The sequence below is a fragment of the Devosia sp. 63-57 genome (assembly GCF_001899045.1).
In the GTDB taxonomy this organism is placed as follows: Bacteria; Pseudomonadota; Alphaproteobacteria; order Rhizobiales; family Devosiaceae; genus Devosia; species Devosia equisanguinis.
On record NZ_MKUY01000003.1, the window covers coordinates 822,615 to 848,641 of the forward strand.

Consider the following 26,027-nt stretch of genomic DNA (forward strand, 5'->3'; position numbering starts at 1 on the left):
CTTTGTCGTCATGCCAGCGTCACCTCCATTCGGCATGAGCGAGCCCGCTCCGGTTCGCCCGGCGCGCACGAACCGGCGACATGCCGGGTACCATGGGAGCGCGGCCCCCATGGCTGAGGCGTTTTCACATGGAGAAATTCGATGAACTTCCTGCCATCTATTTCCCGGCGCAGCTTCCTCGTCGGCTCGGCCAGTATGGGCGCCATGGTCGCCATGCACCCCTTCGCGGTCATGGCCCAGGCGAACCAGGCGCATCTGCGTATCATCGAGACGACCGATATCCACGTCGCCATCCTGCCCTATGACTACTATGCCGACGCCCCCAACGACACGATGGGCCTGGCGCGCACCGCCTCCATCATCGAATCCATCCGCGCCGAGGCCGGCAATGCGGTGCTGTTCGACAATGGTGACCTGATCCAGGGCAATCCGATGGGCGACTACTACGCCTATGAAAAGGGCCTTAACCAGGGTGACATCCACCCCGCCGTCGCAGCACTCAATACCCTCGGCTACGATGCCGGCACGCTGGGCAACCACGAGTTCAATTACGGCCTTGAATTCCTCGATCGTGCCCTGCAAGGCGCCGGTTTCCCGGTCGTCTGCGCCAATCTGGTGCGCGGCGACGAGCTCGGCGAAAATCCCACTGCCGATGATACCTATATCGAGCCCTACCGCATCATCGAAAAGGAACTGGTCGACGGCGCCGGTGCAAAGCACACCATCAAGATCGGCGTCATCGGCTTCGTGCCGCCGCAGATCCTGACCTGGGATGCCTCGCACCTCACCGACAAGGTGGTGGTCCGCGACATCGTCGAGACCGCCGAAGCCTGGGTCCCGGCCATTCGCGAGGCGGGTGCCGACATCGTCGTCGCCCTCTCCCATTCGGGCATCGACACCGGCGAATATGTGCCGGGCATGGAAAACGCCTCCTTCCACCTGGCAGGCGTCGAGGGCATCGACGTGGTTCTCACTGGCCACAGCCACCTGGTCTTCCCCAGTGCCACCTATGATGGCCTTGACGGCGTCGACGTGGCCAGCGGCACGCTGCAGGGCAAGCCCGCTGTGATGGCCGGCTTCTGGGGCTCGCATATGGGCCTGGTCGATCTGCTGCTCGAGATTGATGCGGATGGCAAGTGGACGATTGCCTCGCATACGGTGGAAGCCCGCCCCATCGTCGAGCGCGTCGACAACAAGAATGTGCCGACCGTCGAATCCATGCCCGAAGTCGAGGCCGTAGTGGCTGAAGCTCATGCCGAAACGCTCGACTATATCCGCCGCCCGGTCGGCGAGACCGCTGCGCCACTCTATTCCTACTTCGCGCTCGTGGCCGACGATCCGTCGGTGCAGATCGTCTCTCAGGCCCAGTCCTGGTACATCGCCCAGATGATGAAAGGCACCGAATGGGAAGGCCTGCCGATCCTGTCGGCCGCAGCACCCTTCAAGGCCGGTGGCCGTGGTGGCCCGGATTACTACACCGACGTGCCGGTCGGTCCGGTCGCCATCAAGAACGTCGCCGACCTCTACCTCTATCCCAACACCATCCAGGCCCTGCTGGTCACCGGCGCCGACGTGAAGAACTGGCTCGAGCGTTCGGCCGGCATCTTCAACCAGGTCGAAGCCGGCGCCAAGGATGCTGCTCTGATCAACCCGGACTTCCCATCCTACAATTTCGACGTCATCGACGGGGTTACCTACAAGATCGACCTCACCCAGCCCTCGAAATATTCGTCCGACGGCAAAGAGACGCTCAACCCCGATGCCAACCGCATTGTCGAGCTGATGTATAATGGCGCCCCGATCGATCCCGAGGCCAAGTTCATCATCGCTTCCAACAATTATCGCGCCGGCGGTGGCGGTTCCTTCCCGGGCACCGGTGCGGAGAACGTTGTTTTCGTCGGTCCCGATACCAATCGCGACATCATCGTCCGCTTCATCATCGAGAACGGCACCATCGACCCCAAGGCCGACAGCAACTGGTCGCTCGCCCCAATAGGCGGTACCACCGTGCTGTTCGCCACCGGCCCCAAGGCAGCGTCCCACGTTGCCGACGTCACCGCGGTCAAGATCGAAGCCACCGGCCAAACCGACGAAGCCGGCTTCGGCATCTACCGCATAACGCTGTAAAACAGCGCTTTGCGCTGGGGGCCTAGTAGACCATTTCAAACTGAGGTGGACTCAGGGCGCTTTCGCCCCCTCCCCCTCAAGGGGGGGAGGGGCGATGGAGCCGCGTCAAACAGAACGTGAAACGCTCTAATCCTCGGTGCCCTCCAACGCTCCACGCTGCCCTCGGGTCAAACCCGAGGGCCGCAACGTGCGCATGGCACAACTCTTGGGAGCGTAGCCACGCGCTCAACGGTCGTCCCCCATAAACCGGGGCTGGCGTCGCCACACGCGCTCGCTACGCTCGGGCCATGAGCGCTCTTCCCATGTCCCTGTTTATTACCCTCGCCACAATATGCCTGGTTACGCTCGTCGTCTTCGGCATCGTGCAGCTCCAGAGCATGCTCAAACCGCCAACGCCCGGTCCCGCACAAAAGGCCTTTGACCACCTCGATGCCCGCTTCAAGGCCACCAATGACCTGCTTAAAAGCGTCATCCACGCCGAGAACAGCGCGGTGCAGTCGCTCCTGCTATTGCCGGACGACGTGCATCCTGCGGAAGCTTTTCGCGTGCTCGACGCGGCGATGCCAGGCAGTAACGTCTATGACAGGTCCAATCTACTCGAGGCCGCCTGGATCAAGCACAAGCGTCAACCGATCCTGGCTGCCATGGCCGGCATGGCCCTGGCTTTGCCCGAGCAGAAGCATTCGATCCTGCGCACCCGCCTCAGTCAGGCGATGAACCACGCCGCCGCGCCCCTGCTCCTGCAGATCGCCGAGCTGCTGCTGGAGAGACAGGACCAGCTCTCTGATTGGCTCCCTCCTGGCGGCGTCCTGACCTATGTCGAGCGCGGCTCACGCAAGGCGGCGGCATCGGCGCCGGAGATTGCGGCTCGCCTCGACGAAATCGCCGCGCTTTTCGCGCCGCGTACGCTTGAATTGATGCTGAAGACGCTGCGCTTCGAAATCGCCAGCGCCGGAGAGATGCCGGACATCTCCCCTGAGCAGATCGCCAATCAGCTGGCGCCCTACTGTTTTCCGCGCTTCCCACAATTGCTGGCCGAAGCCCATATGGAACTCGACCGACATCCGGCGCCGTCGCGTCAAATTGCGCATCTCGCCCTCGACGCTGCGGTGCTGGAGCATTTTCAGGGCTTTGGCAGCCTCGACTATTTCGACATGGGCAAGTCGCTGTCGCGCCTGTGCGACGCCATCGGCTCAACCGATGCCAATGTGTCTCGCCGGGCGGCGGAGATCGCAGCCTCGCAATTGGCTGACTACTTTTATGACACCCCAGAATTCCATCTCGCCCTGCAAAGCGCGCTCGATTGGGCTGTCGGCCAGCATGGCGAAGCGGCTGAGTATGACTGGCTTTCCAGCGAACTCAATCCGCCCGAAATCACCGAGGCCAAGCTGCGCCAGGCCCAGACCAATCTGGAAGAAGCCCAGAAACTGCGCGATGGTGCGCGGCGCTTCGGTGAAACCACTGCCAGCCTCGACCCAGAAACCGCGCTTGCCGAGCTGCGCCTGCTTTTGCCCGACATCCCCGCCGACATGCTCTCTGCGGCCCTCGTCGAGCAATGGCGCGCCAGCCAGTCGGAAGTCTGGCTCGCGGGCCTCGCCGGGCTGGCTATCGAACAGATCGATATGGGCGAAGGCGCCGAAGGTCCGGTCGACTGGTATCTGCATTGGCCGCTGACTGAAGGTTCCCCTGCCCTCATCGCCAGCGTGGTTCAAGCCCTCGACACCCGCCTTGAGCGGCTCGATGGTTATATCCGCACGCTGCGCGGCCATCGCGATCTGCATGTCGCGCTGCGCCGCCTGCGTCTGGCAGACAGGCAGGTGGCCTCCATTCTCGAGACGTTCAAGGACAAGGTGGATCAGCGCCGGACGCTTTTGCTCGAGGCCGAGATCGCCGCCCGGCTCGATCGCGAGGCACAGGCGCCCGATGACAGGGGCACGGCGCAATTGGTGCTTGATCTCTATCGGTTCTGCGTCCCGGGCGAACCACGCCTGATAGAGCCGGTGCGCACCTTCCTCGCGGCACGTGCCGAACGACGCTTCTGGCACTGCGCGCAACTCGATGTCGAATGCATGGTGTTGATCTATTTCGGCGGCATGGACGCGCTGGCTGGCTACGACTTCAGCTACTTGCGCCAGCTCTACAAGGCTGGTCTGGCCGACGCAGACCCCGAAGTGGTCGATCGGGCTGCCTTCGACGCCCTGCGCCTTCTCAAAAAGGGCATCGCCACCACTGACAGCGATCTCGCGGCGTTCTCGGAGGGTCTTGCAGCAGCCGGCCCTCGCGCAATGTGGACGGACAATCTCATCGAGCTCGAGCGCACCATCGCCATTGCCCTTGTGGCGAACAATAGCTGACCGCGAAAATCGCCTTCCAACGGCCTGCAAACGCCGCAAATACACGGCCTGTTAAGCTCGACACCGCCAATATGCGACCGCGGTCCGGGCAGACTTCACCAGGGCGCGCAACCTAGCGTCTTTGTTCGAGTGTCGCCTCCATGCGTCTGATAATTGGTGTGATCGTCGTTTTCGCCTGCGTGTTCGGCGGCTATTCCGCCATGGGTGGACACGTCGAAGTTCTCTGGCAGCCCTTTGAATTCGTTATTATTCTCGGCGCTGCCATCGGCGCCTTCATCATCGGCAATACCGGCCCGGTGCTGAAAGCGGTGCCCTCCATGTTCGGCACGCTGATCAAGGGACCAAAATTTAACAAGGCGGCCTATGTCGAGCTGCTCGGCGTGCAGTTCGCCATGTACAAGCTGATCCAGCAAAAGGGTATTCTGGGCATCGAGCCGCATATCGAGGACCCGCACAACTCCACCCTATTCAACGCCTTCCCGTCCTTCGCCAAGAACCACCATGCGGTGGAGTTCGTCTGCGACTACATGCGCATGGTCACCATGGGCTCCAACAATGTGCATGAGATGGACGCACTCATGGACGAGGAACTGGAAACCCATCACCAGGAACAGGAACGCATTGTTTCCTCGATGCAGTCCATCGCCGACGGCACCCCCGCCCTGGGCATCGTGGCCGCCGTGCTGGGCGTGATCAAGACCATGGGCGCCATTACCGAGCCTCCCGAAGTGCTGGGCCACCTCATCGGCGGCGCTCTCGTGGGTACCTTCTTCGGCGTGTTCGTGGCCTATGGTTTCTTCGGCCCCATGGCTCAGTCGCTCAAGAATATCTTCGAAGCCGAGTCCAAATATTACCTCTCGCTCAAGGTCGGCCTGCTAGCCCATATCGGTGGCCAGCCGCCGGTCATGGCTGTCGAATTCGCCCGCAAGGCGCTGATGAGCGAAGTGCGTCCGACCTTCGCCGAAGTCGAAGCCGCGACTGCCAACCTGCCCGCCACGGCCTGATCCGCCAGCTAGAAAGTTGCCGCCATGGCCAATTACGACCAGCCGATCATCATCAAGAAGGTCAAGAAGGCCGCGCACGGACACCATGGCGGTGCCTGGAAGATCGCCTATGCGGACTTCGTGACCGCCATGATGGCTTTCTTCCTGCTCATGTGGCTGATCAGCATGACCACGCCCGAGCAGAAGCAGGGCCTGGCCGAATATTTCGCCCCTGCTGCGGTCAGCCTTTCCAATAGCGGCGCCGGCGGCATTATGGGCGGCAATGCCATGGACTCGACCGGCAGCCAGATGTCGGGCTCGGCCACCGATATCTCCGCCACCGGTCCGGTATCGCCGCAGACCGAAAGACAGGCTGATCTCTCCAACTCCGAAGCCGACCAGGTGGGCGGCCAGGCCCGCGAGAACGGCAGCGAACAGCAGGCGTCGAGCGATAACGAGTTCAATCTCAAATCCGTCGATAGCCAGAAATTCCATAGCGCCGCCGCCAGCATTCGTCAGGCTTGGCAGTCTCTGCCCGAAGTCACCCCATTCATGGACAATCTGTTGATCGAGCAGACGGAAGACGGTCTCGATATCCAGATAGTCGACCAGCAGGGAAAGCGCATGTTCCCCGAGGGTTCGAAATATCCGCTCGAGCAGACCCGCGCCGCCATTGCCGCCATCGCGCCCATCTTGCAGCAGCTCAATGCGCAGATCACGGTGTCAGGCCACACCGCCGCCGGCGCCCGTTACGACAACCCCCGCTATGGCGCCTGGGAACTGTCAGCCGACCGCGCCAATGTCGTGCGCTCCACGCTCGGTGAATTCGGCCTCGGCAATGACCGCGTCAAATCGGTGGTCGGCCGCGCCGACGACGATCCGTTCTTCCCCAACGACCCCTATATGGCGGCCAATGAGCGGGTGAAGATCACCGTCATGCAGACCCCGCCGCCGATCCCGGTGGGTCTCGCGCCCTGACCCTCAAGCACGCCGGCGGAACGCGCCGGCGCAGCGCGGCGTTGATAGGCAAATAGCGTCAAGCGAGTTTTGCCATGCTGCAACTTCTCATCATTCTGGTCATCATCGCCCTGGTCGCCGGCGCCATGGGCTTTTCCGGCGTCGCCAGTGTCGCGGGCGGGCTCGCCAAGGTCATCTTCGTGCTGATGCTGCTCGGCATCGGCCTGATGCTCCTGCTCGCTGTGATGGGGCTGATCATCATCTTCTAAATGGCGTCACCAACAAAAAGCCCGGTCAGTGACCGGGCTCATGTACTGGATCAGACCAGCTTAGTTCATGCGGTTGGACCAGTCGTCGATATCCTTGCGGACTTCGTCCTTGGCCTTGCCGTAGCGCTCCTGGATCTTGCCTTCGAGCTGCTCGCGATTGCCATTGATCTGGGCAATGTCATCGTCAGTGAGCTTGCCCCACTGTTCCTTGACCTTGCCCGAAAACTGTTTCCAGCTGCCTTCGATACGGTTCCAGTCCATTTTCATATCTCCTCGAAAATGCGTGTGAAAGGTGAACGCCCGCTGTCCCTCACCGTTCCATCACATCGAGAAACACGCCCAGCCTAAAGCACGCCAGTCCGATACAGCGCCACGCGAATGCCCCCATGCAGCACAGGCGGCAACATCGGCTCGAAGCTCAGCCCGGTCGCCTGGGCCAATTGCTTGTCGGCGGTGATGATCGCCACACGCCAGCCGGCAAAGCGCGTTTTCAACACGGTCCCCAGGGTGCGGTGCACCGAGATCAACGGCCCCTTGCTGCCGATGCGGCTGCCATAGGGCGGATTGACGATCACCAGCCCCGGCGGCCCCTCCGGAGGCGTCAGGTCCTCAATATTGCCCTGGCTGAACTGCGTCGCCGCCGCGACCCCGGCTCGCACCGCGTTCTCCTCCGCCATGCGGATGGCGCCGGCGTCGCGATCCGACCCATAGAACCGCTGCATTGTCGGCTGCACTTTTGCCACACCCTTGGTTTTGTCCCAGGCCTTCGCGTCGAAACTGGGCAAGTGCTGAAAGGCAAAGCCACGCTCGCGCCCCGGCAACAGTCCCAGCGCAATCTCCGCCGCCTCGATTGGGAAAGTCCCCGAGCCGCACATGGGGTCGAGGACCGGCTCCGTTCCGGAGAAACCGCATTGGCGCAAGAACATCGCCGCCATGGTCTCGCGCATCGGCGCCTTGCTCACCGCCTCCTTGAAGCCGCGCTTGTGCAGTGAGGCGCCGGTGGTGTCGATGCTGATGGTGACGAGATCGTCCTCGATCCGAACCATCACCCGCACCTCGGCTTCCTCGGCAATCGGCGCGCCCAGCGTCTCTGCGATCGCCGTGGCCACCCGCTGCGCCGCCGCGCCCGCATGATAGATGCGCGAGCGCTTGCACGCCGCCTCTACCTGCACCGACACATCGGGCCGCAGGAACTCCGCCCAGTTCACCTTACGCGCCCGCTTGTCCAACTGCGCCAGATGCATGGCGCGGAACGAGGCGATGCGTGCCAGTATCCTTGTCGCACCCCGCAATGCCAGATTGGCCCGCCACACATCCGGCCAGCCACCGTCAAACCGTACGCCCCCATCCACGACCTTGGCATCGGCGAAACCGGCCGCGCGCGCCTCCTCGCACAGCGGCGCCTCAAGGCCAGGCGTAGCAACCAGAAAGATTTCAAAGGGGGCTGTTGTCATGGGCGACGATTAGCGGGGCGCGTGAACGCGCGCAATGCCCCGCTTTGCAATCGACGCTTCAAGACGCTAGAGCAACAGGACAGAAGGCAAAGGAGTTGGGCAATGATGCGTTGGGTTTTCGTGTTCCTATCCATGCTGTTGGCCCTGCCGGCCCAGGCCGAAACCCCGCTCGACGGCTATTTCACTGCCACCAAGGCCTGCCCGGCCTACCAATCCATCAGCCGCCAGACCAATCCCGGGAATATCACGCTGCGCCCAGGAACGGCCTATAGCCTGCTCGCCGGCAACAAGGATCGCCCCACCCATCTCTGGATCGTGGTGCCAGGCGCCGAGCCGGACCGCCGCTGGGTCGAAGTCGATTGCGGCACCCGCGCCACCGACGCCGAAGGCAGGGTGGACACGCCGCCCCCGGCGCCCGCCCCGCGCACCTATCGCGGCACCCAATATATCTTTGCCGTCAACTGGCAGCCGGCCTTCTGCGAAACGGTGCCCCGCGCCGGCGAGTGCCGCAATCAGAAGCCCAATAGCTTCGAGGCCACCAATTTCACCCTGCATGGCCTCTGGCCGCAGCCACGCGACAATCAATATTGCGGCGTCTCGCGGGCCGACCAATATGCCAGCGAGGATGGACGCTGGCGCGACCTGCCGCGTGTCGACCTGCCTATCGCCCTCACCCGTGATCTCGAAATCGTCATGCCAGGCGTGCAGTCTCAACTGGACCGTCACCAATGGACCAAGCACGGCTCCTGCTATGGCGCCAGCCAGCGCGACTATTTCAGCGATGCTCTCGACATGATGCTGGCGCTCAATGCCTCCCCAGTCGCCGAGCTCTTTGCCGCAAACATCGGCAAGCGCATCACCCTGTCGCAGGTGCGTGACGCCTTCGATGCCGCCTTCGGCCCAGGCGCCGGCGAGCGCGTCAGCATGACCTGCGCCGCAGATGGCAATCGCACCTTGATCACCGAGCTGCGCATTGGCCTCACCGGCGACATCACCGGTCCCGACGATTTTGCCAGCCTTATCGCCGCCGCCAGCCCCGTCGATGGCGGCTGTCGCTCCGGGCAGGTCGATGCGGTGGGCTTGCGCTAAGCGGCTACTTGTCGCCCAGCGCCGCGTCGAGCCGGGACCTTAGGGCCAGCAGCTCCTGGCGCAACGCATCGGCCCCATCCAGCCCCATTCCCGTGCCCTCGATTACCGCCAGTGGAATGGACAGCGCCTGCTTTTCCAGCGCCTCGCCTTCTTCGGTCAGCCGGATACGCACCTGCCTCTCATCGTCGGGATCGCGGTGCCGCGACACCAGCCCCCGCGCCTCCAGCCGCTTGACCAGTGGGGTAATGGTTCCAGAATCGAGAAACAGCCGCTCGCCGAGCGCTTTGACGGTAATGTCGTCCCGCTCCCACAGCACCAGGAATACGAGGTATTGTGGATAGGTCAGCTCCAGCGCGTCGAGCCGCGGCTTGTAGAACCGCGTGAAGGCATGTCCGGCCGCGTAGACGGCAAAGCACAACATTCTGTCGATGGAAGGCATCGTTTCTGGCGTCATCGCGTTTCCCTGTCTTCGGCCCGGCAATTCTATGCCAAAAATTTATATTGCGCACAATCGAATTGTGCATTAAACAAAATCCACCCAATGCAAGGAGAGTTTCCGATGAGCATCAAATCCGCAGTCTACACCGCCCACGCCCACACCACTGGTGGCCGCACCGGCACCAGCAAGACCGATGACGGCCGTCTGGAAGTCACCCTCGACACGCCCAAGGCCATGGGCGGCAATGACGGCCCGGGCACCAATCCCGAGCAGCTTTTCGCCGCCGGCTATTCCGCCTGCTTCCTCGGCGCCATCAAGGCCGTGGCGCGCGGCGAAAAGATCAAGGTGCCGGACGAGACCACCATCGACGCAGCCGTGTCCTTCGGCGAAAACGCCAATGAAGGCGCCAAGGGCTTCAACATCGCCGTCGAGCTCAAGGTGACCCTTCCCGGCTTCTCCAAGGAAGACGCCGAAGCCCTGGTCCACAAGGCCCACGAAGTCTGCCCCTATTCCAACGCCACCCGCGGCAATGTCGACGTCAAGCTGACTGTCGCCTGATCGCCGTTGGTTCAATCCCGGGCATGGCATTATCCCGTCGGCCCGGGATTTTGATTGGGAAAAGCCAGAGAGCGGCTTGCCGCCTCTGCCCCCCGCCCCCACGTCCAGAAACTTTAACTCTGTCCATAAACGGCCGGGAAAGGCCTGCACCCTAGGCTGGCGATATCCTTAGACAGGTATGCCATGCCCGCCGCCCTCAGCCTTTCCGGCCTCACCAAAGCCTTCGACCGCCCGGTGGTCAACGGGATCGATCTCAGCATCGGTGCCGGCGAATTCTACGCCCTGCTTGGCCCCAATGGCGCCGGCAAGACCACCATCCTGCGCATGGTCGCGGGTCTGCTCAAACCTGATGCGGGCAGCATTTCCATCTTCGGCATCGACGCGCTCGCCGACCCGGTGGCCGCCAAGCGCCTCACCGCCTGGGTCTCCGACGAGCCGATGATCTATGAGCGGCTGACCCCGCTCGAATATCTCGAATTCGTCGCCGGCCTCTGGCAGGTCGAGCCGGCGCGCGCCCGTCAATCGGCGCATGAACTCATCGATTGGCTCGGCCTTGGCCCGCATGCCAACGAATTGTGCGGCGGCTTCTCCAAGGGCATGTCGCAAAAAGTCGCCCTTGCCGGCGCCCTGGTGCACGACCCTCAGCTGATCATTCTCGACGAGCCGCTGACCGGCCTCGATGCCGGCTCCGCCCGTCAGGTCAAGGACGTGCTGCGCGGCAAGGTCGAAAGCGGCGTCACCGTCATCATGACCACCCACATTCTCGAAGTCGCCGAACGCATGGCCGAGCGCATCGGCGTCATCGCCCAAGGCCGATTGATCGCTGAGGGGACTCTCGCCGAGCTGCGCACCCGCGTCGGGCGACAGACGACGCTCGAAGAAATATTCCTCGATCTCGTCGCCCAGCAACAGGACGCGGCGTGATTCCCGCCCCCGCATCCCTGCTCTGGTTCGCCCGCCACGAACTGCGCCTCAACTGGCGCGATACCATCGCCATGCTCAGCGGCGGCCACCGCGTGCGCCTCCTCGGCTTCGCCCTGGGCGGCATTGCCGTCTATGCCGTCATCGCGCTGATCGCCTGGTTCGCCGTGCGCCCTTGGCTCGATGCCGGCGCCGTCGTCGACAAATCGACGCTGATGCTGGTCAGCGGCATGGGTTTTCTGTTCTGGATCGTCACCCTCTCCCAGGCCCTGGAGGCGGTGACGCGGGTCTATTATTCCCGCTCCGATCTCGATCTCATCCTGTCCTCGCCCGCCTCCAGCCGCAGGCTCTTTGCCGTGCGCGCCGGCGGTGTGGCCGTCTCCACCGCACTGCTCGGCATGGCCTTGATAAGCCCACTGGTCATCGTGCTGGTGGTGCAGGACGGCCCGCAATGGTTCGCTGCCTTCCTCGTGCTCGCCGCCCTGGCCTGCCTGTCGACGACGCTGGCCATGCTGGTCACGCTGCTGCTGTTTCATGCCGTGGGCCCAAAAAAGACCCGGCTCATCGCCCAGATTCTTGCCGCCATCATCGGCGCCGGCTTCGCCATCGGCATTCAGGGCGTCGCCATTCTTTCCCATGAGGGCTTTTCGCGGCTAGCCCTGTTCCAGTCCGCCGAGTGGATCGATGCCGCCCCCAGCCTTGACAGTCTGCTCTGGCTGCCCGCCAGGGCCGTGATGGGCGATATCGGTGCCGCTGGCACCGCCCTCGTCGCCGGCCTCGCCCTCCTTGCCATCACAACCCTGCTGACAGCTCCGTCCTATGGGCGATTGGCAACCGCTGCCGCCGGCCTCAGCCATGTGCGCAGTCAGCGGCGGCGGCGTGGTGCTGGCTTTGCCCCGATCAGTCAGCGGCAAGCCCTGCGCCGCAAGGAATGGCGGCTGCTCCAGCGCGACCCCTGGCTACTGTCGCAGACGTTGATGCAGTTGCTCTATCTCCTGCCCCCGGCCCTGCTGCTCTGGGTCAATTATGGCGGAGGCGACGGCAATTTCGTCGTTGCCGTGCCGGTGCTGGTCATGGCGGCAGGTCAATTGGCTGGGGGCCTTGCCTGGCTCGCCATCTCCGGCGAAGACGCCCATGATCTCGTCGCCACTGCCCCGCTCCTGCCTTCCACGATATTGCGCGCCAAGGTCGAGGCGGTGCTTGCCGTCATCGCCATCGTCCTGGCGCCCATCCTGCTGCTGATACTCGTCATGTCCTGGCGCATGGCGCTGATCACGGCGCTTTTCGCCGGTCTCGCTGCCGCCGCCAGCACCGCCATTCAGCTCTGGTTCCGCGTCACCGCCAAGCGCTCCATGTTCCGTCGCCGCCAGGTCGCCTCGCGCGCCGCCACGCTATCGGAGGCCTTCTCGTCGATCATGTGGGCAGGCAGCGGCGCGCTGCTTGCCGCGGGCTCCCCCATCGCGATCCTTCCCGCGCTTGTCGCCATCGCCGTGCTAGGCTTGGCCCGACTCATCGCACCCAAGTCAAACTGACCATGCCCCACCTCGACATTCGCGACGCCACGCCCGACGATATCGCCACTATCCTGACGCTCTGTCATGCCGGCGACTCACGCGGCAAGGACACCCCGCCGCTCGATCCGGCCTCACTCGGAGATCCGCGCTACCGTGCCGCTTTCGACGCCATCGCGGCAGATCCCAACCAAAAGCTCGTGGTAGCCGAGCGCCGAGGCGAAGTGGTCGGCACCCTGCAGATCAGTCTTATCCCCGGCATGCCGGCGTTCGGCATGAAGCGGGGCATTCTGGAAAACGTCCATATCCGCGCTGATCAGCGTGGCAACGGTCTCGGTGGCCAGATGGTCGAATGGGCTATCGGCTTTTGCCGTGACGCCGGCTGCGGAATGGTCCAGCTCACCTCCAACAAGCTGCGCGCCGACGCCCACCGATTCTATCGGCGGCTAGGCTTCGTCCAGTCCCACGAAGGCTTCAAGCTGCCGCTCTAGAGGGAAGGCCACTTCGCGTCTTGCCCACGTACCCAAAGCGGAAGCGGCTTTGCAGACTTTTCCACAAAATCCAATTGCACCATGGCCATTTCCGCCCATGGCTGATAGACCGGCGCGGTCGAGCATCCGTTCGATCCCGCCTGCCCCCGTGGTGAGGCGTGCAGCAAGTCAGGAATTTTGAGTGCAGGTACAGGTACGCGACAATAATGTCGACCAGGCCCTCCGGGTCTTGAAGAAGCGTCTTCAGCGCGAAGGCGTGTTCCGCGAAATGAAGCTCCGCAAGTATTTTGAAAAGCCGTCTGAAGAGCGCGTCCGTCGCAAGGCCGAAGCTGTGCGCCGCGTTCGCAAGAATGCCCGCAAGCAGGCTATCCGCGAAGGCCTGATCGCTGCTCCCAAGCGCGTCGAGCGGACTGGCGCCCGCTAAAGCGGGCCTACCCCTTCATAAACTACTGCTGCTCCCAGCCCAGCCCGCATCCTGCCGGGCGAGGCTGGCGCTGCGCATTGCCGCGGCTTCGACCGCTTTCATGTCCAGATGCAGCATGCGGATCTGCTCACGATCCAGCACCACTCCGCCCACCTGCAAGGCAGCGCCGCGCAGGCTGACGGGTGCTGCCTGCTCCATGGCGAAGCGTATTGCCGCCGCCGCAGAGCGGAAATGGCGCGGCCCAGACAATTGCGCCGCTACCACATCGCTTCCCAGATAAAGCGCGCCCGGCGCCTCGAGCAGTTCAGTTCCCATCGCATTTCACGCCGTCCGGCACATATCCGGTCTCGGCGTCCTTCCGTCATGCAAATCACCTGGGGCCGATCCTATCGTCCCTATTGCATCACTGTGATGTCATGATTTGCCCGCGCCTGGCCAGGCGCGTTACACTCCCCGCCCCGGAACCAGGACAGGTCATGCGCCATGAACGGCCATCGCATCTATGCCATGAGCGTTGCCAGCGTTTACGTCCACTACGTCGCCAAGGTGGAGCGCAAAGGCCGTACGAAGGAGGAGCTCGACCAGGTCATCCGCTGGCTGACCGGCTACGATCAGGCTGCGCTCGAGGCCGAACTGGCCAACAAAACCACCTTCGAGGAATTTTTCGCCAAGGCCCCTGCCCTCAATGACAATCGTGCCCTCATCACCGGCAAGATCTGCGGCGTGCGCATTGAGGAGATCGAAGAACCGCTGATGCGCGAAATCCGCTACATGGACAAGCTGGTCGACGAATTGGCGCAGGGCCGCAAGATGGAGAAGATTTTGCGCGCCTGATCAGGCCGCGCTGAGCTCCAAACGGCGCCGGTATCACCCCAATTCGCCGTCAGTGCATTGGGCGTCACTTCCTCTGGTCGCCCGCTGCTCCAGGCAGTCGCACTGCGCCTCGAAGCGCGCAACCTCTTCCTCTGACAGCTTGCCGCCGTCGATCAACAGTTCCAGCTGTGAACGACACAATTGCGCCTCTGCCGGACCATGGCTGGGCGGCACCTGCGCCAATGCGATGCCAGGCGCGAGCAGCATCAAAACGAGGGCCGGTCGAAGAAATCGCATGCACATCACCATCTGAATTGCCTGAAGGACAGTTCCCGCTGGTGCCGCGCAAATGCGGACATTCCATGACCCGGCCGATCACCCTTTGCGGGTGAACATCATGTGCACCACCCCACTCGGCGACGGCGTGAGTTCGATGTCGTACCTTTGCTCGATGCCCTCTAGGCCGTCCCACAGGCGCTGCCCGCGCCCCAGCACCACCGGCACCTGCACCAGATGCATGTGGTCGATCAGTCCTTCGGCGAGAAAGGCTCGCAGCGTGCGCACGCCGCCTCCGATCCGCACATCGCGCCCGCCTGCCGCCTCTTTGGCCATTGCAAGCACTTCGGCAGGCGGCGCATCGGTGAAATGAAATGTCGTGCCACCCTCCATGGCCAGCGGCGCCCGCTTGTGCCGGGTCATTACGAAAACCGGCGTGTGAAAGGGCGGATCTTCGCCCCACCAGCCATCCCAGCCGGCGTCGTCCTGCCAGCCGGGATAGCCGAACTTGTTCGACCCCATGATCTCGGCACCGATGCCGACATCGAAGGTGCGCAATATGGCGTCGTCGACGCCGCGCGTGCCCCCAGCCTGCCCGAACATGGTTTTGCCCCAGCGCGTGGCGAACATCCACTGATGCAACTTCTGCCCGGCGTGGCCGAAGGGCGCCTCTTGGCTCAGCCCTTCCCCGGTGCCGAACCCGTCGAGCGAAATCGAAAAATGCTGCACCCGCGTCTGCGCCATGGCGACCTCCTGCTTCTGCTGCACTATCGCGCGCGGGGCACCGTCGCGGAAGCCCCTGCCACGCCTTGACTCCCCACCTTTTCCGGGCGGATGCTCAGGGGGCAGACGATGCATATCGTCACTAAAAAGGACATGGATATCATGCGCTTGAGCAAGTTTGGCAGGATTGGCCTCGCTGTCGCTTCTCTCACCTTGGCCGCCATCCCCCTGGCAATGGCCGAAACCTCCACCGACGTTACCTTCAAGAATGGCGATCGCGACGTCCCCGCGACCGTTGTGGTTCCGGATGGCGAAGGCCCGTTCCCCGTCGTGGTGATGAATCACGGCCATGGCGGCGGCCGGCAGGAAAATGGCGGCTTCGGCCGTATCGCCAAGGCCCTCGCCGACAAGGGCATCCTCTCAGTGCGCATGGATTTCCCCGGCACTGGCGACAGCAAGGAGCCTTTTACTGAGGGTTACCTCTCCAACATGATCTCGGATTCCAATGCGGGCCTGGCCTATGTCGAGGCCAACTATCCGGTTGATACCGAAAAACTCGGCATTTTCGGCTATTCCATGGGCGGCCGCATTGCGCTGACCATCGGCGGCTCTGCCGACAACCCCTACAAGGCCATGGCCCTCCTCGCCCCCTCGGCCGATCCTGGCGCTGAAATGGTGGTGGGCTTCATGGGTGGCCAGGCCGAATATGACCGCCTCTACGCCGAAGCCAGCAGCGACAAGGGCTATGCCGAGTACAAGACCCAGTGGGGCCAGACGCAGAACCTCAGCAAGACCTGGTATGACGAGATGAACGCCTCCCGGCCGCTCGATGCCATCGGCAATTACAAGGGCGCCATGGTCGTGCTCTATGGCGACAAGGACACCGTGGTGCCCCCAGCCGTCTCTCAGTCGGTCGGTGCCGCCTACCCGGCTGCGACCCTCGTCGAAATCCCTGATGCCGATCACGGCTATGGCTTCTATAGCGATCAGCCCGACGTCACCGCCAAGGTCGACACCACCATCGCCGACTTCTTCGCCGAAAACCTCAAGTAATTCCTTAGGCGGCGGTCCACCCGCCGCCTTCCATCCCGGCCCGTGGCCGCGGATTACCGTTGCCCATCGAACACATGTCCGATGCCGCCTTGCTCGGCGTGGCTAGAGTGTCCCTCACACGGGGACCACAGATGAACAATTTTGGCAAAATCGCCTTCCTGGCGCTGGCATCGACACTGGTCGTGGGCCAACCCGTAAGCGCCGCAGACAGGACGATCATCGAACGGCTCGAGAGCCACACGCCGGAACAAGCCGCCAAGGTGTTTGTCGGCGCCTTCATGGCGGAAGACTATGTCGCTGCCTATTTCCTTCTCTCGCCCCGCGCCCGTCGCGGCTTTTCCGAAGCGATCCAGAGCTTCAGCCTCGATACGCTATTCGTCGGCCTCGACAATGGCGGGCAGGTCCCCGGCTCCGTGCTCGCCGAAGGTGCCTCCGTCAGCGATGATGACAATTATGCCGTTCTCACCGAGCCAGTCCTGACCTTCGACAATCTGGTCTTTGCGGCCAGCCAGGGTGGCTTTCTGCCGATCAGGCTGATCACGCCGCAGCTGGGCGCCCCAACAATGTCGAGCGAGGGCCTCCTCATCATCCCCGTCACCAATGACGGCGAACCCAAAGCTCTGTCGCTGGAGCTGGTGCCGACAGCGCGTGGCACCTGGCTGGTCGATCGTATCTCCTGGGCAGGTTCGGCTCCGGACATGCGGCCCTGGGGCGTGGCGCAGTGATCGGCTAGAGCTGATCCATCAGCATGCGCACCAGCTCCGCCTGCCGGCGCACCCCGGTCTTGTCGAATATGCTGGTGAGCTGGCTGCGCACCGTGGCGATGGAAATGCCCAGCCGCTCGGCCAATGCACTGCGGTCGCCGCCAATGGCGAGCTCAAGTACCACATGGGCCTCCGCCGGCGTAAGGCGATAGGCTTGACCGAAACGTTCCGCCTTGCGCCGCAATCGTTCTTCCGGATCGCTGACGATGAGCATCAGCCGCACCGATCCGGCACGCGCCTGTATGCCGCTTTCGTCGGTCACTGGTAGGCAGGCCAGTTGCAATGGCGCGCGATTTGGTTCGCGGGCAATGTCGAGCGTCGCATTAGGCTGAGCGAGCCGGCCGGACAGGCATTGCTGCACCAGCCGCTGCAGCCGCACCGTGTCGGCAGGCGCATGGCAGGTCAGCCGCCCCCTGCTCAGCACCAGGCTCTTGCCCGGACCAACCAGGTTTTCGGCCAAGGTATTTCCGGCCGAAATCCGCCCCTCTGCATCGACCAGAAACACCGCCCGCTCCGTCATGTCGAGCGCGGAAAAAGCGCTCAGCGTCGCCGCGCGGCTTTCCATCAGGAGCTGATTGATGCGTAAGGCGCGCGACAGATGCGGGGCCACCTGCTGAAAGGCGACAAGCTCAGCAGTATCGAGCGCCCGCACAGAATTCACCATGATCGTGCCCAGGATGCCGCCCGACGCGACATTGACCGCTGCGCCATGAAAAAAACCTTGCACGACGCACCATTCGTTGAAAAAAGCACTGCGCCGGAAGGCTTCGATATCGGTGAGTTCGTCGTCGCTGCGCACCTGGTTGAGCCCCTGGCCCCGCATGGCGGCCGGAACCGGATTCTGCGCGTGGTAATGGGCGACATAGCTTTCGACCATGACGGGGTCGGTGCGGGGCGCCACGAAGAGCGGCGTCTGCCCCAGCGCGAGGCCTCCCAGCACCGCCTCGCGGGCGCCAAGAGCATCGGCGAGATGCGCCATGACAGAAGGCCAGAGTGCGGGATCAGCTCCCGCCTCATAGACATGGTCGAGCATCTTCAGAACGTCGGTCATCGTCCGGTCCCGCCTATGACTTGGGAAAGTGTGGGGCGGAGGCGCTTCTGTCAATCGCCAGCCACTGCAACTTTCCTACTCAGCTCCCGCATGCGCAGCTGTTCCGTGCGGAACAGCGCCATCCCACGGCCTCTTCTAGAAAGGGTGCATCCAAACCCCGCCGCCCAGGAGGCTCACATGATCCGCTTCGCCATCACCCTCTTCGTTCTCGCGCTGTCATACCCCGCCTTCGCCAATCTTCCCGACCCTGACGCCATCAGCGCCAACGTCTCTTCCCATACCACCGATCGTCAGGATGACGCCAAGATCCTGCGCGGCAGCGCCGATCTGCCCATCCGCCACCGCGCTCCGGCGCAGAGCGCTTTCGCCTGAACCGCACCATAGAGATCGGAGGCTCCAACATGTTCACCCGCACCCTCGCCAGCCTGACCATCGCTTTGGCTCTTGCCGGCTCATCCCATGCCGGCGAATTCAACACGGCCGAAACCGCCTGCGCTCTCGAGGCCGCGAGCCCCTTCGAGCCCGGCTTTGAAACCACCGGCAAGGCCGTGGAGATGATCGACCCACACCGGGCCATCGAGACCTGCTGGGCCGCCCTTGGTACCGGTGACAACGACTATCGTCTCAATGCCTGGATGGCCCGGGCCTATTACGCGGCCGGCGCTTTCGAAGACGCCTTCTACTATGCCAATCGCGCCGCAGCCGAAGGCATCCCCCTCGGCCAATACATTGCTGGCATTCTCTATTCCAACGGCGAAGCCGGTCCTGTGCAGCCCGAATATGGCGCCCAATTGCTGGCCAAATCGGGTGAAGCCGGATTCATCCCTGCCCTTCAGGGCCTCGCCATCAGCCTTCTCAATGGCACCGGCGTGGCGCAGGACCCTGCTCTGGCAGTCGAATTCCTGCAACTGGCCGCCGATTCAGGTTTCGGCCCGGCGGCGACGACGCTCGGCAAGCTCTATTTCGATGGTATCGGGGTGGACCAAAGCGATATGGAATCGGCTCGCCTGCTGCGTCTCGCCGTTCATCTGGGCGATGCGTCCGGTGCGCATGAACTGGCCCTCTATGCCGAAAGTGGCATTGGTGGCCCAGTCGACAAGGCCAAGGCTGCCGAGTTGCATGAAACCGCTATCGTCTTGGGTAACCGCGCCTCGCTCACTAGCCTCGCAATGCTCTATGTGCGCGGCGAAGGCGTAACGCGGGACCTGGCAAAGGCGGGCCAACTGCTCGAACGGGCCGCAGATATGGGCGACGAAAAAGCCCAGCAATTGCTGAGTCTTATTGTATCCAGTTCTTGACCCCTAAACATGCCACAAGGGGGCGCTCAACGGCGCCCCTCTCCACCTCTTAAGGCATATGGTCAAAATAGCGGCGCAGAGCCTCGAGCGTTGCGGCATCGACCACGCCACTTGCCGGTACCCCCAGCTCACCCTGAATGGCTTTGACATTGCTTTGGCTGATGCCGGTTTCACTCTGCTGCAAGAAACGGCCGAGCTCGAAATCCCGGTCGCGCAACGCCGCCAGAACCAGCGTCTCGCTTTCCGCCTGCTCTGCCGCGCTACCGTCCTGCAGCATCAGCCCCAGTTGCAACCCGGCATTGATGTCGCCATCCTCTTCGGCAGCCAGTCGAAACAGCGCCAGCGCCTCTGCGCGCGCCTGCTCGTCCGGCTTGCCCTCGAGCAGCAGGTAGCCCAGATTGACGCGGGCGAAGCTATGCCCGTCGGCCACCGCCGCCTCATAGAATTGCCGCGCCTTGCCGACGTCGCGCAGCACCAGCTCGCCCTCATCATAAAGCACACCGAGATTATATGCTGCCTCCGCATCGCCTGCCGCGGCCGAGGCTTCGAACAGCGCAATGGCGCCGGCGATATCCTGCGTCAGCCCATCGCCGTCGCGTTTCAGCACCGCCAGATTATAGCGTCCGATCACGCTGCCAGCCGCACTGGCCGCTTCGGTCAGTGCGGCACTTTCCTCGGCGCTCTTCTGGCGGCCAGCCTCGGCGAGACCGACCATGGCCTCAGCATGACCCGCTTCGACGGCCTGCATGTAGTAGCCGATGGCATCGTCCAAAGCGCCGGCCCGATGAAGGGCGCGACCAAGCTGAAAGGCAATGCGGGGCGACGGCGCTTCCGCCAGAGCCGCGAGACACGCCTCTTGCGCCGCCGCGACATCGATGGCGTCGAAGGGCACGCCGGGAACCCCGTCCGGTCGCGTCTGGTCAAAGGCACTGGCCGCCAGTGCATCACATGTCTGGGCCGCATCCTCGGCCAGCGCGGGTCCACTCAGCGCCCATGCCAAAGCCAGCATCGAAGTCGCAGCGAGAATGCGGTTCAAAACCACGGAAAATCCCCTTTGCCGTCAGGTCTGGTGAGAGCTCAGTCGCAGGCGAGCAGCAGCGGCGCCCGGTGATAGCCGGTATGGGCCTCGAACAGCGTCCCACTGACTGCAATCGCCTCACCTGCCGCAAGCGGCGTGTCGGCACAGGCAAGCTGCACCATTTGCAGCGGCCCAACTGCACCGGTGCAGACCGGCTCGAGCATATAAAGGAACTGCGCCTCATAAGGCGCGTCGCCCTTCTGCACGCTGGCAAATTCAGGCGGTCCGGGAAAAATGCCGGTCACCAGGAAACCCGTCAGCGTGGCGGGAGCGTCGGCGGCGAGGCATTGCTCCTGCCCCTGTGTCGGCGCCCCAGCCAAAGCGGCCATCGTGGCGCCGATCACCACGCCATGGAACCGCATCGCCGCCACCAGCTTAATACCCCGAGGGCTTGCGATAGACGCCGCCGGAATTATTCGAACCGCAATAGCCGGCATCCGCACTGATATAGCGACCCGAAACCCAGCCCCAACGACCGTTCCAGGAAATGCGATACCAACCATATTGCTGGTCGGTGATTTCGACCTGCACGCAGCGCGCAATGGTGCCGAGCTTGGCGTAATTGGTGCCCGGACCGTCGCGGAAATTGACCGAGCCGGTGGTCCAGGCGGCCGAAGCCAACGCTGTGCCGGACAGCGTGAGGGCTGCGGCAAGGACGAAAGTCTTGAACATGGGATAATCCCCCCGATGGATGTTATCCCGACCTTAGTTGCCTCCTGCCGCCAGTCATCGAACGTCTGTTCGATGACTGGAGCGCCCGCGCGCGCTGTGATGGCACATAGAAAATCACCGTGGATTTGGCACGTGCGCGACAACAACTTCCTGCCCTTGGACAGACGCCAGGCTCTGTGGCTACTGGCAGTAGGCGCCGCGGGCCTCATGGGCCGGCAGGCCTTCGCTGCCGTCCCCGTCGGCAAGGCCGTCACTATTGACGGGCCGGTCGCCATCGAGCGCGATGCAGCAAGCCGCGACCTGCTCGTCGATGACGTGCTGATGCTCGACGACAATGTCACCACACGCGAAAACGGCTTTGCTGCCCTGCTCCTTGCAGACAAGACCCGCATCAATCTCGGTGCCGATAGCCAGTTGATCATCGAGCAATTCATCGTCGATCAGGGCGGGGAGATGTCGATCGGTGGCGCCATGCTATTCGACCGTCCCGAGGACCTGCCCAAGCTGGACATGACCATCAAGACTGCCTTCGGACAGATCGGCGTGCGCGGCACCCGCTTCTTCGCCGGCCCGACTCGCGGGAAATTCTCCGTCTTCGTCGATCGCGGCAGCGTCGAGGTTACTGGTGCCGGCATTTCGCGCACCCTCAAGGCTGGCGAAGGCGTCGAGTTTGCAGCTGTCGGCGCACCGCCGGGCGAAGTCGTCACCTGGGGCCAGGGTCGCATCGACGAGGCCTTCGCCCTTGTCAGGGTGGCGCGCTAGATGCCCCCATCGGGGTAAACACCTCGACCATTCCGAAACTGCGCACCTCGATTTCCCCCAGCGCCCGCAAAGGCATCTGCGTCAGCTGTGCCGCCTGCGGCCCGATGCAGATGCTTGTACCCAATTGCTTATTGGCCTGTTCCAGCCGCGCCGCCAGATTGATGGCGGCGCCATGGGCCGTGTAGTCGATTTTATCCGCCGCCCCGACATCCCCGAGGATGGCACTGCCGGTTTCGATGCCAATCCGTGTTCGCCCGAAGCGAATATCGACCATTTCCGGCCGCTGCCGAAAGGCTTCGGCGAATTCGTGCAATTGCAGCGCGCAGGCCACGGCCCTGTCGACATGATCGGGCAGATCGGCCGGCGCATTGAACAGCGCATGCACCGCATCGCCCACCAGCTTGTCGATCATGCCGCCATGCGCCAGAACAATCTGTGTCATGCCGGTGAAATAGGCGTCGAGCACCCGCACGAACAGTTTTGGCTCGATGCCCGAAATCGTCTGTGTGAATCCCTCGACATCGGTGAAAAGCGCCGTCACCACCCGCTCCTCGCCCTCCAGCCGCATCAGGCTTGGCTCGCGCACGAAACGCGACACCACGTCGGGCGGCAGCAATTGCCCGATGCGCCGCCGCAAGGCGATCTCAGCCCGCCGAGTCCGCGCCGCCTGCAGGATCATTGCCGCCAGGCCCGCCATCGTGACCACCGCCGGCACCCCGACCGGATCGAGCAGCACTTCGGCCAATATCGCGGTGACGACGGCCACCCCGATCCATGCGATCACCAGTGCAAGCCCGATCAATCCCGCCAGCACCGGCGCTAGCAGGGCTCCGGCGACACTGGCAACCAGTCCCAACGCCACGCCGGCGCTGCCCTCGATAAAAGGCGCCCATACCGGCCGGAGCGGTAGCCGACCGGCCAGCATACCCTCTGCCAGATCAGCATGGATCTGCACCGATGGATAAAGCGGGCTTTGCGCCGTCGCCCGCAACGCCCCAGCTTCGGGCGCACTGTCGCCGACGAAAACGATCTTTCCCGTAAGAAATGTCCGCGCCGCGCCGCCCGACATCACCGCATCGGCAGTGACGGTACGGGCCATCCTCGCTTCGTCCGTGCTCGGGCGAAAGCGCAGGCTGGCAGTTGGCCCGATCGTCAGCTGCAACGGCCCCAGCCGCATCTCCGCCGGATCACCCGATAGAATGATGGTCCCCAGCTTCTGATGCAGCCGCACCGCATCGACAGCGAGCCCCGGATAGGCCCGTTCCCCCGCAACCGCCAAAGCCGGGATTGCGCGGACCACGCCATCGCTCCCGCCGGCAAGCGAGGCGACGCCACTGCCCGTGGCCGCCGCTTCGAACTGGGCACAGGCATGTTCTGCCCCCGCTGCCACCCAGATATCGGGCAGGGCCAGGCCCTCGGTCGCGGCGATAGTCGGCGTCGGCCGAGGCACCCCTCGATCATCGCCAGAGAGCAGAATGCCCAGCGTCGCCGGCACGCGCCCCAGCGCCGTCGCCAGTGCCGTGTTCTGAGCGGACATGCGGCAATCGGCGCTGAGCACGATATCGAGCGCCACAACCGAAGGCCCGGCCTCGGCAATCGCCGCCACCAGTCGTTGCGTATCCTGACGATCCCAACCATCGCGTCTGGCCGAGGCAATATCGACCACCGCCACCGCGCCGGTTTCAGCTGCAGGCATCAGCAGCACCAGCCGGTCCAGCATCGGTTCGCGCCAGAACGCCCACGGCTCCGGCAACATGGACACCAGCCCTGCACCGGCAATCGCCATGGACAGCGCCACACCCAGCGGCAATGCGCGGCGCCAGTCGCGTCTCATTGCAGGGCCGGATCGGCGATCAACATCAGCCGTTCGAGGTCGCAGCTGAGCACATCGCCATTGCGGCTGATTGCCTTTGCAGCCTCAAGCGCCTGGATGGCCTTGTTCACCTTTGGCCGGCTGGCGCCCAGCATTGCCGCCAGTTCCGACTGGTTCAATGCCAACCGCAATTGCGGCGTCTCGGGAATATCGTCCTCGAAATATTGTCGTAGCGTCAGCAACAGAAAGCGGGCCAGCCGCGCCTCGATCTCAAACATGGCGATCGATTCCAGCTGCTCGGTTGTGTCGCGCAAGCGCCCGGCAAGATAGCGGATCATCGCCCCGGCAATATCGGGAAACCGCGCCCGCAGCCGCTCGAAATCGGCGCGCCGCAGGACCAGTCCCTCCCCCGCCTCTGCCGCCGTCGCATCGGCCGAACGCGCCTGCCCATCGAGCAGTGACAATTCGCCCAGAATATCGCCTGGCTCGGCATAGCGCAGCGTCAGCTCGCGCCCATTGGCGGTCAGCAGCGACAACTTGATACGCCCCTGATGCACGAGGATAACATAGTCACCCTCATCCCCACGCTGGAACAGGGTTTCCCCCGCCATCCAGCGCCTTGGGATGGCCATGGCATCGAGCATGGCAATCGGCTCTGCCGCCAACCCCTCGAAAATCGCGAACGACCGCCAGAACACGGGGCCAGACCGGGCCGCGCTCATCTGAGCCCCCAAAGCCCTGTTCCCTGCGGAACAGCGCCTGCCGGCCGAGTGCGCCACTCTGCTTGCCAACGGATCGCACAGGGCGAGACCGGAGAGACAAAAGGACCTGCACCATGTTCAAGAAACTGCTTGTGACCGCTGCCGTCATCGCCGCCACCACCACCGCCGCCATGGCCGCCCCGGCCTGGACCACCGGCTCGGTCAACTTCCGCGATGGCCCGGGCACCTATTATGCCAAGCTGGGCAGCATCTATGCCTGCACCCGCGTCGAAACCGACACGGTCGAAAACGGCTGGTATCGCGTGCAGTGGAACGGCCGCTGGGGTTGGGTGTCGGGCCGCTATCTCAGCTGGAACAACAATTGCTCGAACAGCTATTCGCCCAAGCCGACCTATAATGCGCCTTCGCGCGGCGGTTACTGATCGCCCCAAACTGGCCTCCAGCCTCTGACCCTTGCCCACCCCGGCCTATGCCGGGGTGGGCAAATGCCATTCTGGCGCAGTCCATACCCCATCGGCATCGAACACAAGTTCGATGCGTCTCCGCACCACCATGTTGCCAAATGCAGCTGCCCTGTTTCGCAGGGAACAGCGCCCAGCCCCCAACGCGGTCAAAAGTGGCGTCAGTCGAACGCACCGGGCGATCGGCACCAGCATAAAGGCACTGCACCATGTCCCTCCCGCGTTTTCTCACCGCCGTCGTATCAAAGTCCTGCCGCCCGCTGCTGTTCGGCCTCTGCGCCTCGGTCAGCCTTGCCGGCGCGGCCCTGGCGCAACAGGCGCCGGTCCCCAATCCGTTCGAAGCCGAATTGCTGCAGGCTGCGCCCGAACTTTTCGGCTTCCTCAAGACCAATTTCCCCAGCGAGTTTCAGGACCTCGTCGTCAATGCGCAGATGACCCATGCCAGCGGCGGCGATCTCTCGGGGCTCGTTCAGGGCCACTTGCTGCAATTGCGCAAGAGCTATGCCGCCAAGGTTGCCGTCGCCTCCGACGCCACTCTCGCCGCCCTCGGCGATGCCACCATCAGCCTCACCAATTCGGTGCTGGAAGGGGAAGGCGAACTGGCCTGCGCCAACTACAGCGTCAATGGTCCCGCAGTGTTCGACGGCACCGCCGCCGCTGCCAAATATGAAGACCTGCTACTGGCGCAGATCGTCCACGTGCTCGTTGCCGCCCGCGACGGCATCACCGCCCCCACGGCCCGCCAGGACGCCAGCGACGCCGATTGGCAGACGCTGATCGACCACATGATCGCCCTTGGCATGAGCAACGAGGCTCTCGCCGGCCTGGCCCAGCAGGACCCCACCAATCCGGCCCTGTGCGGCACCATGATCAGCCTGTTCCAGGCCATGGCCAGCGAACCCACTGGCGCCGGCGCCCGCGTGCGCGCACAATTCTTCAGCCAAGTCGCCGCCCTTTAAGCCAC

31 protein-coding genes are annotated in these 26,027 nt (G+C 63.6%); 19 read left to right on the top strand and 12 right to left on the bottom strand.

The window, feature by feature from the left end:
* The first annotated feature begins 141 nt into the window (after positions 1 to 141).
* The 5 genes from BGO80_RS04110 (at position 142) to BGO80_RS04130 (ending at position 6,690) form a co-directional block, all read left to right on the top strand.
* The gene (locus tag BGO80_RS04110; RefSeq protein ID WP_286719296.1) at positions 142 to 2,127 is read left to right on the top strand and encodes a bifunctional 2',3'-cyclic-nucleotide 2'-phosphodiesterase/3'-nucleotidase; all 1,986 of its coding nucleotides are present in this window, start codon (positions 142 to 144) and stop codon (positions 2,125 to 2,127) included.
* 302 nt (positions 2,128 to 2,429) lie between these two features.
* Positions 2,430 to 4,481, top strand: a complete 2,052-nt coding sequence (locus BGO80_RS04115) for a hypothetical protein (protein ID WP_286719297.1) — start codon at positions 2,430 to 2,432, stop codon at positions 4,479 to 4,481.
* Between the two features lie 140 nt (positions 4,482 to 4,621).
* Positions 4,622 to 5,485 (top strand): flagellar motor stator protein MotA, encoded by an 864-nt coding sequence (motA, locus tag BGO80_RS04120; protein WP_126150367.1) that lies wholly within the window; start codon positions 4,622 to 4,624, stop codon positions 5,483 to 5,485.
* Positions 5,486 to 5,509: 24 nt separating this feature from the next.
* On the top strand, positions 5,510 to 6,442 hold the full coding sequence (locus BGO80_RS04125; protein WP_126150366.1) for a flagellar motor protein MotB: 933 nt from the start codon (positions 5,510 to 5,512) through the stop codon (positions 6,440 to 6,442).
* Positions 6,443 to 6,516: 74 nt separating this feature from the next.
* Complete coding sequence (locus BGO80_RS04130; protein ID WP_126150365.1) at positions 6,517 to 6,690, top strand: DUF1328 family protein; 174 nt, start codon at positions 6,517 to 6,519, stop codon at positions 6,688 to 6,690.
* 60 nt (positions 6,691 to 6,750) lie between these two features.
* On the opposite strand, the gene BGO80_RS04135 is transcribed toward BGO80_RS04130, so the two are convergent.
* Both BGO80_RS04135 and BGO80_RS04140 read right to left on the bottom strand, forming a co-directional pair.
* Positions 6,751 to 6,951 (bottom strand): CsbD family protein, encoded by a 201-nt coding sequence (locus BGO80_RS04135; protein ID WP_126150364.1) that lies wholly within the window; start codon positions 6,949 to 6,951, stop codon positions 6,751 to 6,753.
* Between the two features lie 83 nt (positions 6,952 to 7,034).
* Positions 7,035 to 8,144 carry a THUMP domain-containing class I SAM-dependent RNA methyltransferase gene (locus BGO80_RS04140; RefSeq protein ID WP_126150363.1) on the bottom strand — a complete coding sequence of 370 codons (1,110 nt, stop codon included), beginning with the start codon at positions 8,142 to 8,144 and terminating at the stop codon, positions 7,035 to 7,037.
* 102 nt (positions 8,145 to 8,246) lie between these two features.
* On the opposite strand from BGO80_RS04140, the gene BGO80_RS04145 reads away from it, so the two are divergent.
* Positions 8,247 to 9,233 carry a ribonuclease T2 family protein gene (locus BGO80_RS04145; RefSeq protein ID WP_286719303.1) on the top strand — a complete coding sequence of 329 codons (987 nt, stop codon included), beginning with the start codon at positions 8,247 to 8,249 and terminating at the stop codon, positions 9,231 to 9,233.
* A 4-nt stretch (positions 9,234 to 9,237) separates the two neighbouring features.
* On the opposite strand, the gene BGO80_RS04150 is transcribed toward BGO80_RS04145, so the two are convergent.
* Positions 9,238 to 9,687 carry a MarR family winged helix-turn-helix transcriptional regulator gene (locus BGO80_RS04150; RefSeq protein WP_286719305.1) on the bottom strand — a complete coding sequence of 150 codons (450 nt, stop codon included), beginning with the start codon at positions 9,685 to 9,687 and terminating at the stop codon, positions 9,238 to 9,240.
* A 105-nt stretch (positions 9,688 to 9,792) separates the two neighbouring features.
* Here BGO80_RS04150 and BGO80_RS04155 point away from each other — a divergent pair, with 105 nt between their 5' ends.
* The 5 genes from BGO80_RS04155 to rpsU all read left to right on the top strand — a co-directional run bounded on the left by BGO80_RS04155 (position 9,793) and on the right by rpsU (position 13,577).
* Positions 9,793 to 10,230, top strand: a complete 438-nt coding sequence (locus BGO80_RS04155) for an organic hydroperoxide resistance protein (RefSeq protein WP_126150361.1) — start codon at positions 9,793 to 9,795, stop codon at positions 10,228 to 10,230.
* Between the two features lie 183 nt (positions 10,231 to 10,413).
* Positions 10,414 to 11,154: an ABC transporter ATP-binding protein gene (locus BGO80_RS04160; RefSeq protein WP_286719308.1), complete on the top strand. Its 741-nt coding sequence runs from the start codon at positions 10,414 to 10,416 to the stop codon at positions 11,152 to 11,154.
* Positions 11,151 to 12,683, top strand: a complete 1,533-nt coding sequence (locus tag BGO80_RS04165) for a permease (RefSeq protein WP_286719309.1) — start codon at positions 11,151 to 11,153, stop codon at positions 12,681 to 12,683. Before BGO80_RS04160 ends, BGO80_RS04165 begins: the two co-directional genes overlap by 4 nt.
* 2 nt (positions 12,684 to 12,685) lie before the next feature.
* A complete protein-coding gene (locus BGO80_RS04170) occupies positions 12,686 to 13,153 on the top strand; it encodes a GNAT family N-acetyltransferase (RefSeq protein ID WP_286719311.1) in 468 nt (155 codons plus the stop codon).
* Positions 13,154 to 13,334: 181 nt separating this feature from the next.
* The gene (rpsU, locus tag BGO80_RS04175; protein WP_126150357.1) at positions 13,335 to 13,577 is read left to right on the top strand and encodes a 30S ribosomal protein S21; all 243 of its coding nucleotides are present in this window, start codon (positions 13,335 to 13,337) and stop codon (positions 13,575 to 13,577) included.
* Between the two features lie 15 nt (positions 13,578 to 13,592).
* Here the strand turns inward: rpsU and BGO80_RS04180 are convergent, their stop codons facing one another.
* Complete coding sequence (locus BGO80_RS04180; RefSeq protein WP_126150356.1) at positions 13,593 to 13,892, bottom strand: hypothetical protein; 300 nt, start codon at positions 13,890 to 13,892, stop codon at positions 13,593 to 13,595.
* 168 nt (positions 13,893 to 14,060) lie between these two features.
* Between BGO80_RS04180 and BGO80_RS04185 the strand changes: the two genes are divergently transcribed.
* The gene (locus tag BGO80_RS04185; protein ID WP_126150355.1) at positions 14,061 to 14,411 is read left to right on the top strand and encodes a DUF2200 domain-containing protein; all 351 of its coding nucleotides are present in this window, start codon (positions 14,061 to 14,063) and stop codon (positions 14,409 to 14,411) included.
* Positions 14,412 to 14,444: 33 nt separating this feature from the next.
* On the opposite strand, the gene BGO80_RS04190 is transcribed toward BGO80_RS04185, so the two are convergent.
* Both BGO80_RS04190 and BGO80_RS04195 read right to left on the bottom strand, forming a co-directional pair.
* On the bottom strand, positions 14,445 to 14,687 hold the full coding sequence (locus tag BGO80_RS04190; RefSeq protein ID WP_286719314.1) for a hypothetical protein: 243 nt from the start codon (positions 14,685 to 14,687) through the stop codon (positions 14,445 to 14,447).
* 78 nt (positions 14,688 to 14,765) lie between these two features.
* Positions 14,766 to 15,410, bottom strand: coding sequence for a dihydrofolate reductase family protein (locus BGO80_RS04195; protein ID WP_286719315.1), 645 nt, complete (start codon positions 15,408 to 15,410; stop codon positions 14,766 to 14,768).
* A gap of 108 nt (positions 15,411 to 15,518) precedes the next feature.
* Between BGO80_RS04195 and BGO80_RS04200 the strand changes: the two genes are divergently transcribed.
* Both BGO80_RS04200 and BGO80_RS04205 read left to right on the top strand, forming a co-directional pair.
* Entirely contained in the window at positions 15,519 to 16,442 is a 924-nt protein-coding gene (locus tag BGO80_RS04200) for an alpha/beta hydrolase family protein (protein ID WP_286719317.1), read from the top strand.
* 131 nt (positions 16,443 to 16,573) lie between these two features.
* Positions 16,574 to 17,167, top strand: a complete 594-nt coding sequence (locus BGO80_RS04205; protein WP_286719319.1) for a hypothetical protein — start codon at positions 16,574 to 16,576, stop codon at positions 17,165 to 17,167.
* A 4-nt stretch (positions 17,168 to 17,171) separates the two neighbouring features.
* Here the strand turns inward: BGO80_RS04205 and BGO80_RS04210 are convergent, their stop codons facing one another.
* On the bottom strand, positions 17,172 to 18,257 hold the full coding sequence (locus BGO80_RS04210; RefSeq protein ID WP_286719320.1) for a helix-turn-helix transcriptional regulator: 1,086 nt from the start codon (positions 18,255 to 18,257) through the stop codon (positions 17,172 to 17,174).
* Positions 18,258 to 18,434: 177 nt separating this feature from the next.
* Between BGO80_RS04210 and BGO80_RS04215 the strand changes: the two genes are divergently transcribed.
* Together BGO80_RS04215 and BGO80_RS04220 are read left to right on the top strand one after the other, a co-directional pair.
* On the top strand, positions 18,435 to 18,629 hold the full coding sequence (locus tag BGO80_RS04215; RefSeq protein ID WP_286719321.1) for a hypothetical protein: 195 nt from the start codon (positions 18,435 to 18,437) through the stop codon (positions 18,627 to 18,629).
* Positions 18,630 to 18,658: 29 nt separating this feature from the next.
* Positions 18,659 to 19,555 (top strand): tetratricopeptide repeat protein, encoded by an 897-nt coding sequence (locus tag BGO80_RS04220; RefSeq protein WP_286719322.1) that lies wholly within the window; start codon positions 18,659 to 18,661, stop codon positions 19,553 to 19,555.
* 49 nt (positions 19,556 to 19,604) lie between these two features.
* On the opposite strand, the gene BGO80_RS04225 is transcribed toward BGO80_RS04220, so the two are convergent.
* The 3 genes from BGO80_RS04225 to BGO80_RS04235 are packed head-to-tail and all read right to left on the bottom strand — an operon-like array spanning position 19,605 to position 21,305.
* Positions 19,605 to 20,597: a tetratricopeptide repeat protein gene (locus tag BGO80_RS04225; protein WP_286719323.1), complete on the bottom strand. Its 993-nt coding sequence runs from the start codon at positions 20,595 to 20,597 to the stop codon at positions 19,605 to 19,607.
* Between the two features lie 35 nt (positions 20,598 to 20,632).
* A complete protein-coding gene (locus BGO80_RS04230; RefSeq protein ID WP_286719324.1) occupies positions 20,633 to 20,995 on the bottom strand; it encodes a DUF4431 domain-containing protein in 363 nt (120 codons plus the stop codon).
* A gap of 13 nt (positions 20,996 to 21,008) precedes the next feature.
* Complete coding sequence (locus tag BGO80_RS04235; RefSeq protein ID WP_286719325.1) at positions 21,009 to 21,305, bottom strand: SH3 domain-containing protein; 297 nt, start codon at positions 21,303 to 21,305, stop codon at positions 21,009 to 21,011.
* Positions 21,306 to 21,437: 132 nt separating this feature from the next.
* On the opposite strand from BGO80_RS04235, the gene BGO80_RS04240 reads away from it, so the two are divergent.
* Entirely contained in the window at positions 21,438 to 22,067 is a 630-nt protein-coding gene (locus tag BGO80_RS04240; protein ID WP_286719326.1) for a FecR family protein, read from the top strand.
* Here the strand turns inward: BGO80_RS04240 and BGO80_RS04245 are convergent.
* A complete protein-coding gene (locus tag BGO80_RS04245) occupies positions 22,051 to 23,901 on the bottom strand; it encodes a CHASE2 domain-containing protein (protein WP_286719327.1) in 1,851 nt (616 codons plus the stop codon). The genes BGO80_RS04240 and BGO80_RS04245 overlap by 17 nt on opposite strands.
* Positions 23,898 to 24,602 (bottom strand): Crp/Fnr family transcriptional regulator, encoded by a 705-nt coding sequence (locus BGO80_RS04250; RefSeq protein ID WP_286719328.1) that lies wholly within the window; start codon positions 24,600 to 24,602, stop codon positions 23,898 to 23,900. The genes BGO80_RS04245 and BGO80_RS04250 overlap by 4 nt, the downstream gene beginning before the upstream one ends.
* Before the next feature lie 113 nt (positions 24,603 to 24,715).
* On the opposite strand from BGO80_RS04250, the gene BGO80_RS04255 reads away from it, so the two are divergent.
* Both BGO80_RS04255 and BGO80_RS04260 read left to right on the top strand, forming a co-directional pair.
* Positions 24,716 to 25,024, top strand: coding sequence for an SH3 domain-containing protein (locus BGO80_RS04255; RefSeq protein ID WP_126150341.1), 309 nt, complete (start codon positions 24,716 to 24,718; stop codon positions 25,022 to 25,024).
* A gap of 248 nt (positions 25,025 to 25,272) precedes the next feature.
* A complete protein-coding gene (locus BGO80_RS04260) occupies positions 25,273 to 26,022 on the top strand; it encodes a hypothetical protein (protein WP_286719329.1) in 750 nt (249 codons plus the stop codon).
* Positions 26,023 to 26,027: the final 5 nt, after the last annotated feature.

Bases quoted from the DNA above. Each gene is read 5' to 3' on its own strand.
- BGO80_RS04140 (WP_126150363.1), bottom strand. From the start codon at position 8,144: ATGACAACAGCCCCCTTTGAAATCTTTCTGGTTGCTACGCCTGGCCTT.
- BGO80_RS04185 (WP_126150355.1), top strand. From the start codon at position 14,061: ATGAACGGCCATCGCATCTATGCCATGAGCGTTGCCAGCGTTTACGTC.
- BGO80_RS04210 (WP_286719320.1), bottom strand. From the start codon at position 18,257: ATGACCGACGTTCTGAAGATGCTCGACCATGTCTATGAGGCGGGAGCT.
- BGO80_RS04235 (WP_286719325.1), bottom strand. From the start codon at position 21,305: ATGTTCAAGACTTTCGTCCTTGCCGCAGCCCTCACGCTGTCCGGCACA.
- motA (WP_126150367.1), top strand. From the start codon at position 4,622: ATGCGTCTGATAATTGGTGTGATCGTCGTTTTCGCCTGCGTGTTCGGC.
- BGO80_RS04150 (WP_286719305.1), bottom strand. From the start codon at position 9,687: ATGACGCCAGAAACGATGCCTTCCATCGACAGAATGTTGTGCTTTGCC.
- BGO80_RS04115 (WP_286719297.1), top strand. From the start codon at position 2,430: ATGTCCCTGTTTATTACCCTCGCCACAATATGCCTGGTTACGCTCGTC.
- BGO80_RS04260 (WP_286719329.1), top strand. From the start codon at position 25,273: ATGTCCCTCCCGCGTTTTCTCACCGCCGTCGTATCAAAGTCCTGCCGC.
- BGO80_RS04110 (WP_286719296.1), top strand. From the start codon at position 142: ATGAACTTCCTGCCATCTATTTCCCGGCGCAGCTTCCTCGTCGGCTCG.
- BGO80_RS04170 (WP_286719311.1), top strand. From the start codon at position 12,686: ATGCCCCACCTCGACATTCGCGACGCCACGCCCGACGATATCGCCACT.
- BGO80_RS04200 (WP_286719317.1), top strand. From the start codon at position 15,519: ATGCATATCGTCACTAAAAAGGACATGGATATCATGCGCTTGAGCAAG.
- BGO80_RS04180 (WP_126150356.1), bottom strand. From the start codon at position 13,892: ATGGGAACTGAACTGCTCGAGGCGCCGGGCGCGCTTTATCTGGGAAGC.
- BGO80_RS04220 (WP_286719322.1), top strand. From the start codon at position 18,659: ATGTTCACCCGCACCCTCGCCAGCCTGACCATCGCTTTGGCTCTTGCC.
- BGO80_RS04215 (WP_286719321.1), top strand. From the start codon at position 18,435: ATGATCCGCTTCGCCATCACCCTCTTCGTTCTCGCGCTGTCATACCCC.
- BGO80_RS04195 (WP_286719315.1), bottom strand. From the start codon at position 15,410: ATGGCGCAGACGCGGGTGCAGCATTTTTCGATTTCGCTCGACGGGTTC.
- BGO80_RS04190 (WP_286719314.1), bottom strand. From the start codon at position 14,687: ATGCGATTTCTTCGACCGGCCCTCGTTTTGATGCTGCTCGCGCCTGGC.
- BGO80_RS04145 (WP_286719303.1), top strand. From the start codon at position 8,247: ATGATGCGTTGGGTTTTCGTGTTCCTATCCATGCTGTTGGCCCTGCCG.
- BGO80_RS04130 (WP_126150365.1), top strand. From the start codon at position 6,517: ATGCTGCAACTTCTCATCATTCTGGTCATCATCGCCCTGGTCGCCGGC.
- BGO80_RS04255 (WP_126150341.1), top strand. From the start codon at position 24,716: ATGTTCAAGAAACTGCTTGTGACCGCTGCCGTCATCGCCGCCACCACC.
- BGO80_RS04245 (WP_286719327.1), bottom strand. From the start codon at position 23,901: ATGAGACGCGACTGGCGCCGCGCATTGCCGCTGGGTGTGGCGCTGTCC.
- BGO80_RS04230 (WP_286719324.1), bottom strand. From the start codon at position 20,995: ATGCGGTTCCATGGCGTGGTGATCGGCGCCACGATGGCCGCTTTGGCT.
- BGO80_RS04205 (WP_286719319.1), top strand. From the start codon at position 16,574: ATGAACAATTTTGGCAAAATCGCCTTCCTGGCGCTGGCATCGACACTG.
- BGO80_RS04250 (WP_286719328.1), bottom strand. From the start codon at position 24,602: ATGAGCGCGGCCCGGTCTGGCCCCGTGTTCTGGCGGTCGTTCGCGATT.
- BGO80_RS04125 (WP_126150366.1), top strand. From the start codon at position 5,510: ATGGCCAATTACGACCAGCCGATCATCATCAAGAAGGTCAAGAAGGCC.
- BGO80_RS04155 (WP_126150361.1), top strand. From the start codon at position 9,793: ATGAGCATCAAATCCGCAGTCTACACCGCCCACGCCCACACCACTGGT.
- BGO80_RS04135 (WP_126150364.1), bottom strand. From the start codon at position 6,951: ATGGACTGGAACCGTATCGAAGGCAGCTGGAAACAGTTTTCGGGCAAG.
- BGO80_RS04160 (WP_286719308.1), top strand. From the start codon at position 10,414: ATGCCCGCCGCCCTCAGCCTTTCCGGCCTCACCAAAGCCTTCGACCGC.